Source organism: Rhizobium sp. NFACC06-2, assembly GCF_900101425.1.
Lineage (GTDB): Bacteria > Pseudomonadota > Alphaproteobacteria > Rhizobiales > Rhizobiaceae > Agrobacterium > Agrobacterium leguminum.
In genome coordinates this window covers 1-6,800 of the sequence record NZ_FMVA01000036.1, presented here as the reverse complement: position 1 = coordinate 6,800, position 6,800 = coordinate 1, and the positions used below count along the sequence as shown (strand labels likewise).

Annotated in this window: 5 protein-coding genes and 4 pseudogenes; 5 read left to right on the top strand and 4 right to left on the bottom strand. The window is 55.5% G+C overall.

Annotated features, from left to right (window positions below; translation table 11 throughout):
• Positions 1 to 93: 93 nt before the first annotated feature.
• Positions 94 to 456: pseudogene (locus F3H58_RS26950) on the bottom strand (IS3 family transposase); the annotation flags it as partial.
• A gap of 177 nt (positions 457 to 633) precedes the next feature.
• On the opposite strand from F3H58_RS26950, the pseudogene F3H58_RS27680 reads away from it, so the two are divergent.
• Positions 634 to 747, top strand: a pseudogene (locus F3H58_RS27680) (GFA family protein); the annotation flags it as partial.
• Positions 748 to 781: 34 nt separating this feature from the next.
• On the opposite strand, the pseudogene F3H58_RS27790 reads toward F3H58_RS27680, so the two are convergent.
• The 3 genes and pseudogenes from F3H58_RS27790 to F3H58_RS26935 all read right to left on the bottom strand — a co-directional run.
• Positions 782 to 916 (bottom strand): annotated as a pseudogene (locus tag F3H58_RS27790) (HAD-IIA family hydrolase); the annotation flags it as partial.
• A 38-nt stretch (positions 917 to 954) separates the two neighbouring features.
• A complete protein-coding gene (locus F3H58_RS26940) occupies positions 955 to 1,761 on the bottom strand; it encodes a transglutaminase-like domain-containing protein (protein WP_149744436.1) in 807 nt (268 codons plus the stop codon).
• A 78-nt stretch (positions 1,762 to 1,839) separates the two neighbouring features.
• The gene (locus tag F3H58_RS26935) at positions 1,840 to 2,736 is read right to left on the bottom strand and encodes a transglutaminase family protein (protein WP_149744435.1); all 897 of its coding nucleotides are present in this window, start codon (positions 2,734 to 2,736) and stop codon (positions 1,840 to 1,842) included.
• Between the two features lie 625 nt (positions 2,737 to 3,361).
• Between F3H58_RS26935 and F3H58_RS26930 the strand changes: the two genes are divergently transcribed.
• The 4 genes and pseudogenes from F3H58_RS26930 to F3H58_RS26915 all read left to right on the top strand — a co-directional run bounded on the left by F3H58_RS26930 (position 3,362) and on the right by F3H58_RS26915 (position 6,593).
• Entirely contained in the window at positions 3,362 to 5,224 is a 1,863-nt protein-coding gene (locus F3H58_RS26930) for an ABC transporter ATP-binding protein (RefSeq protein WP_149744434.1), read from the top strand.
• 53 nt (positions 5,225 to 5,277) lie between these two features.
• Positions 5,278 to 5,670, top strand: a complete 393-nt coding sequence (locus tag F3H58_RS26925; RefSeq protein ID WP_149744433.1) for a hypothetical protein — start codon at positions 5,278 to 5,280, stop codon at positions 5,668 to 5,670.
• Positions 5,671 to 5,802: 132 nt separating this feature from the next.
• Positions 5,803 to 5,990, top strand: a pseudogene (locus F3H58_RS26920) (ATP-binding protein); the annotation flags it as partial.
• A 150-nt stretch (positions 5,991 to 6,140) separates the two neighbouring features.
• Positions 6,141 to 6,593, top strand: coding sequence for an NUDIX hydrolase (locus F3H58_RS26915; RefSeq protein WP_149744432.1), 453 nt, complete (start codon positions 6,141 to 6,143; stop codon positions 6,591 to 6,593).
• Positions 6,594 to 6,800: the final 207 nt, after the last annotated feature.

The window sequence follows — 6,800 nt, the reverse complement described above, 5'->3', positions numbered from 1 at the left end:
GCGCGGACTTCAGGGGAGAATTTGTTCGTCGTCTTGCTTGTCATAGACCCTACTTCTCACGAGTTGGGGTCTCCGGTAAATCCGGTGCGGTTCATCCTCGGAATAACCACGACGCCAAGATCGCCCGACCATCGATGTCCGCGCTTCCGGAAACGCCTCCCGGACCCATGCGGTTAGAGTGCCGCGACCGGGGTAGCCTAGTTCCCTCATCGTCGCAGAGATGCAACGATCGTGCGTGCGGAAGTGCTCAAGGGCAGCCTGCTTTTGGGCCTCGGAGAATTTCGGTGCTCGAGCTACCGCCTGAACACGCAAGTCGAGATTCTTGACGTACTCGCGATACCAGCCCCTCAGGGCATTCTTTGTCGGATAGCCCAACTGCCGAATGGTCGCGTTAAGCCGCTTGCCAAGCCCGATATACAGCTCAACGGCCCGAACTCTGTCTGCGTAGGAATACATGAACTACCTCCTTGGTGGTCCAAGTTTTCGTCCGCACCCCCACCGGCTCAGTTCTGCGCGGAAACCAACACGCAGACGTAAAAATCAAGGTGTCGAGGGGTTTCAGGACCGGCAGATGTAGAGGTCGACTTGCGACGGGCGTTCTCAAGGAAACAGCAATACGGATGGAGAGGTAACATGCATATCGATGGCGCATGCCAATGCAAAAAGATCACTTATGAGGCCGAGATCGATCCGGAAGACGTCGCGATCTGCCACTGCACAGACTGCCAGAGATTGTCCAGATGCGCTCTTCCGGCACGTCGAGTCCACTGTTGTGCAATCGGTCACTGAGATCACGAGGCGTATAAATCGAATTGTTGGTCAGGACCAAGAACGGTGTATCGATCGCTCGCCAGCGCTGTATGAGTTCGACCGCGCCTGGGATTGCCTTGTTATCATGCACCAGTACGCCGTCCATATCGGTCAACCAGGATTTGATACTAAGTTTGCTCACCTTCAGAGAGCCTCTTCGGTTTTAACTTCGAAATGGGACAACGTCGCTATTCCGAACGCGGTTGTAAGTGCCACGTCGGTTGCGTCACGACCGGTCGCCATCAGAATTCGGCCAATGCGCGGCGTGTTATGTCTGGCATCGACTGTATGCCAATGGCCCCCCAAATAAACTTCGAACCAGGCACTAAAATCCATCGGATTTGGGTCCTTTGGCACGCCAATATCGCCAAGATAGCCGGTGCAGTAGCGGGCAGGTATGTTCATGCAGCGGCAGAGTGTTATGGCGAGGTGGGCAAAGTCACGGCAAACGCCCACGCGGTCCGTGTATCCACCGAACGCCGTCCGAAGCGGATCCGCCTTTTTATAATCGAACTTGATGTGGTTGTGAACGAAGTCGAGTATTGCTTGCACACGCGGCCAACCAAGCGGAGTGGAGGAAAATTGCTTCCACGCAAAGTCAGCAAGATGATCGGTATCGCAATAGCGGCTACCGAGTAAATAGACGAGCACGTCGTCTGGTAGATCCTTTATCTCGTGCTGAAGAGCGTTTTGCGGAATAGGATCCGGCAGACCGCCGTCATAGATCTCGAACTCGGTCGATATCGTCGTTAGGCCGGCTGGCGCGACGATTCGGCTACAGGCATTGCCGAAGCCATCCATATATTCCCATGCCTCAATCGGTCGGTCGAAACTCAGAGTTTGTTCGGTCAATAGATCCGCGCGCCGGGTCGGATGAATATTTAGGACGAGCAACATTGGGGTTGGTTGTTCGCACTCGTATCCGAGATGAAAGCCGGCACGTATTTTCATGAAAAGATTCCTCTGCGGCGGCGAATTGCCGTGAGACTGGGGTGTCCGGCAAACGCTGGGGTGAACAATGCGTTCCGATCAGCTGATCTCGGATAAGATACGATCATCCGTGGTGACATTGACTTGGACGGACATTCCATCGAAGTCAGCGGCCGTTCCGTCGTAACTTCCCCACAGAGGCACTGCCTGCTTCGGATCGCGTGCCACGCCGACACGGATAAGATCACGGTTGCCGACGATACCGTTGGTCGGGTCGAATTCCGCCCAACCGGCACCCGGTAAATAAATCTGGCACCACGCATGGGTGGAACCGCCGCCGAGAGTCGTCGATCCGTCACGGTCTGGAACGTAAATATAGCCGGTGACGAATCTCGCCGCGAACCCAAGTGATCTGGCGGCCTCCATCATTAGAAGCGCAAAGTCGCGGCATGTGCCTCGATGAAGCCTCAGCGTCTCGGTCGGCGTTTGCGTTCCATGCTCGTGTCGTCGGGCATAAATAAACCCCTCGTGAATGGCGTAACACATCGTCATCAGGAGATGGCCTGTCTCGGTGGGCTGCCCGATCCGCACAAATTGTCGGGCCCATTTGCCAACCTGATCATCCGGGTCAGCATAATGGCGTTGGATGGTCCGCTCGAGGTCAAGCGCTTCGTCTGCGTCGTATGAAAACGGATAAGTCAAGGCCTCCTTATCGATCTCTAGATCGATTGCGACATGCGGCGTATGGTCAAGCCGGATGACGGTTTCGAAGCGAAGCTCATTTGAGGGCTGCGCAAAGCCGATCACCGCGACACAATTTCCGAAAACATCGTGTATCCAGCGAATGTATTTTGGTTCCGGCTCAATCAGGAGACGGGAACTGAGCAATGTCTGATCGAAACTGTCCCTTGGTCTGAAAAGCAGCTTGTGGTCTCCAAACTCAACCGGCCGCTTATAGCAATAAGACGTGATATGTCGGACGGAAAATATAGTCATCGATCACCGATGCGGTTTGTGAGGTCCAGGCCGAGTTATCACCTTTAACACTCACAGAGAGCAGATGCACCGTTGCATCGCCCCTAACAGCTTCTGACCTCGCCGAACAGGACGAGCGATTGCTGATGATGGTACTCCTGGTCTGCCTTGAGTCGTCGTTGTGTCAATTGCCGTCATGGCATTGCCGTTACGCCAACAATGAGATGGATCGATGGTCGATGGTCAAGCAGACAAAGGCATAGTGAATTCAAGCAACGGGTCGAGGGTTCGTTTCTCTTCAAGGCGTGCAGTCGATAGTAGTTTGATGCACGCTCCAACAGACTATCTACATAACCGGGGTGTTCCGATTCGTTGACGTTTTAACGCGGATCGCGGGGAGCTTTGTCAGGAGTACTGTTGCGACTTTTGTCACATGTAACCCATGGGCAATCGCGCCATTGTAACTACAATCGCGGAACAGTTTCGCCGGGTGGACAACATTTCAAGCGCAACCCTCGCCGAGCCTCAATCACGAGCTCTGGCAAAAAATACATCCGGTAATTGAGCTTGAGCGCCATGCATGGTTCCATGCCGGACGCGTAGCTGATTCCTCCCCGTCGATGCCAAACCGCGATCCGAGAGGCCCATGTCGATTTCAGATACGATTTTTCGCCCTTTCGAGACGCTGATACGGCCGCTCGACATTCCCTTCCGGCCGCTGCCGTCGAAAGGCCCCGTCGCGGTGCTGTTGCATTTCATTGCGATGTTTCGCGGCGTCCTCATTGCTCTTGCCCTGTCGTCCATGGCGGTGGAGGCCATCAACCTGTCGATCATCTGGGGATTGTCCGTTATCGTTGATGGCGTGACGGCGCAGGGTGCGGAGGCTTTCCTGCGCAATGAATGGCCGCTGCTTACCGTCCTCGGGCTGTTGATCTTTCCCGCCATGCCGGTGGCTTCGTTTCTTCTCAATACGCTTAATTCGCACACGCTCGGCATCGCCATGCCGGTGGCCATCCAGTGGCAGGGCCACAAGGCTGTGGAGCGGCAGGATCTGGCATTTTTCCATGAGCTTTATGCCGGACAGGTCGCCTCGCGTCTTTCGCAGGTCTCGTCAGCCGTTCAGCAGCAGATCATCAACGCATTCCAGATCGGACCGCGTTTTCTGCTGCAAATGATCGGCTCCCTTGCGCTTCTTGCCGCCCTGTCCTGGCAGCTGGCGCTGCCGGTGTTCATCTGGATCGCGCTGAATGTGGTTCTCGCCGTCAAACTGGCTCCCGTCTTCACGGAACGGTCACGCCGGTCGGCGAAACAAAAGAGCCTTGTCTCGGGGGCGATCACCGATCTCTACAGCAACATGCAGATGATCAAGCAATTTGCCGCCGAGGACAGCGAGGCGGGCGCAATCCGTCGCATTCTGATGAAGGCGGTGCAAACCCAGCACAGGGAGCAGCGTGTCTACCGCGCGTCCGAGCTGGTCGTGGTTGCGCTTAACATGGCGTTGTGGCTGGCAATTCTGTCGGTGGGGTTTTCCGGTCTGGTGAAGGGCTTCATCACGGTCGGAGAATTCGTCGGTGCGGTCTATATATTGCAGCGGCTTTCAGGGCACACATTCACCTTCCTGCAGATGGGCCAACAGATTTTTCAGGCGATCGGCACCATCAAGGACGCCATGCCTGTCATGACGACGCCGCCGACCATTACCGACAGGGCCGGCGCGGCTGAACTGAATGTCGCGCGTGGAGACATTGATTTCGACCACATCCGCTTTGCCTACAAGTCCGGCAGACCGGTGATCGATGATTTGTCGCTTAAGGTCCGCGCGGGAGAGAGGGTCGGCCTTGTGGGTCTGTCAGGTGCGGGAAAAACGACGCTGGTCAATCTGCTCCTGCGGTTCTACGACATTCAGGATGGCGCCATCCGCATCGACGGTCAGGATATTCGCGAGGTCACGCAGATGAGTCTGCGCCGCAATATCGGTGTGATTGCCCAGGATGTGGCGTTGCTGCACCGGTCGGTTGGCGACAATATCCGCTACGGGCGACCGGATGCGACGCAGGAGGAGGTCGAGCAGGTGGCGAAAGTGGCCAAGGCCGATGCCTTCATCGCCGATCTCGCCGATAGTGAGGGACGAAAAGGGTATCAGGCCTTTGTTGGAGACCGCGGCATCAAGCTTTCCGGCGGACAGCGACAACGGGTCGCCATTGCGCGGGTGCTGTTGAAAGACGCGCCTATCCTCATCCTCGACGAAGCCACCTCAGCGCTTGATAGCGAGTCCGAGGCCGCCATTCAGGAAAAGCTCAATCTGGTGATGGAGGGCAAAACGGTGATTGCCATTGCCCACCGCCTGTCGACCATCGCACGGATGGACCGGATCATCGTGCTGGATCACGGCCGAATTGTCGAAGAGGGGCGGCCCGAGGAACTGGTCGAGCAGGATGGATTGTTTGCGCGACTGTGGAAACGCCAGATTGGTGGGTTCATTCCTGAAGACGAGTGGGTGGAGCCGTAAGTTGCAGCGGGTCGACACTGTGGCGGAATTTCGTAACGCGTGAAGAGGGTATGATGAGAACCGATTGGAATTCGATCAGAGGCATGTTGAATGCAGCAATCGACGCCTGCGAGCGCATAGAGGCGCTGCAGTATGCCGAAGCCGACCGGGAGGCCACTACCGATATCGGCGGACAAAAGGTCAGCGTGCATGATTTTCTTGTGAGCGCGTGGGCATACCCGGAGAAGCTTCGCTATCTGATCATACGCGAACGCCACGACACCGGCGTCGATCTGCCATACGTACCGGAAACATCACGCATTCTGTTGGCAATGTCCCAAGCTGCAATTGAATTGGTGAACGCGGGTGAAGTGACCCCTGCCAAACAAGATATCCAGCAGATGATCAAATGGTTTGATGAGGACTTGGTGCGTGGGATTGAAAGTGCCGTCGCCACTCACCGATAAGCAAGACCGCTATAACCGCATGGCGAAAAAGCAATAACGTACCGCAGTTGGCAGCCAGACATTCCACTGAGCGACATTCTTGATTTTGCAAGTGTGCCATCCAGTTCGCTCATTCACGACAGCACGTGCCGCCGTATTTTCAATGTCGCTGATCCGTTCAATCGGCTCGAAAGGGAAACACGGAACGGCAAGCAGGGTCGGATTGCCGATTACCTCATACGCCTCGACTTCATCATCCTCGATGAACTCGGCTATCTGCCGTTTTCGCAGGCCGCGGCCAGCTCATCTTCCATCTGATCAGCAGGCTATATAAGCGCACTCAAGCCCCGCCATCGTCAATGGCCATAAACAGAGCCGTATCGAGGAATTGCTGCCGTGGGTATCCAAGGTGAAGTAACAAGCCCTGGATCCTGCAATCGGGTAAGCTCTGATCTGTTGCGGGATGGACGAGATTGCGATAGCCGGAAAGAATGACAACCACCTCAAAATCCAGTGTGATCCGCATCAAAGCTCTCGGCCTGCATTGGCGAGGTCCCAGGCTCCTGGCATTTGAGGTTTACGACCACGAAGGACGACTAAAAGGCGTTCGTCCGCTGGGCGGCAGCGTCGAGTTTGGCGAGTCCGCAAAAGATGCAGTTATCAGGGAGTTCAAAGAGGAAATCGACACTGATGTTTCGATACTCGCAGGTCCTTTGGTGGTTGAGAATGTCTTCTTCCATGAGGGTGAACGCCGCCACGAAATCCTGTTCATTTTTGATCTCGCGTTTCCCGAAGGAGCGTTCGAGGGCCAGGAACGAATCAGATTTCAGGAGGATGATGGTACCTTGATGATCGCAGCCTGGTATGATCCGCAAGAGCTGGATATCGAAGGGAAGCCGGAGCTTTACCCCAAAGGTCTTAAATCTCACCTCATCAGTCGATGATACTGCTGGCGCGCCACCAGTACTCGCATCTTGACGGCAAGCTTCGAAACGGCACACGCTACCTTGTCAGTGTGAAGGTAACCGCCCTTACGAACAATCCTGGAACAGCTTCATCTCATTCAGCCAAGCAAGGAACGGATTTCGTCCAATGATCCCGGCACAAGATCGACCGGGCGCTTGCCATCCTTATCGCGGACGAGGCGATCG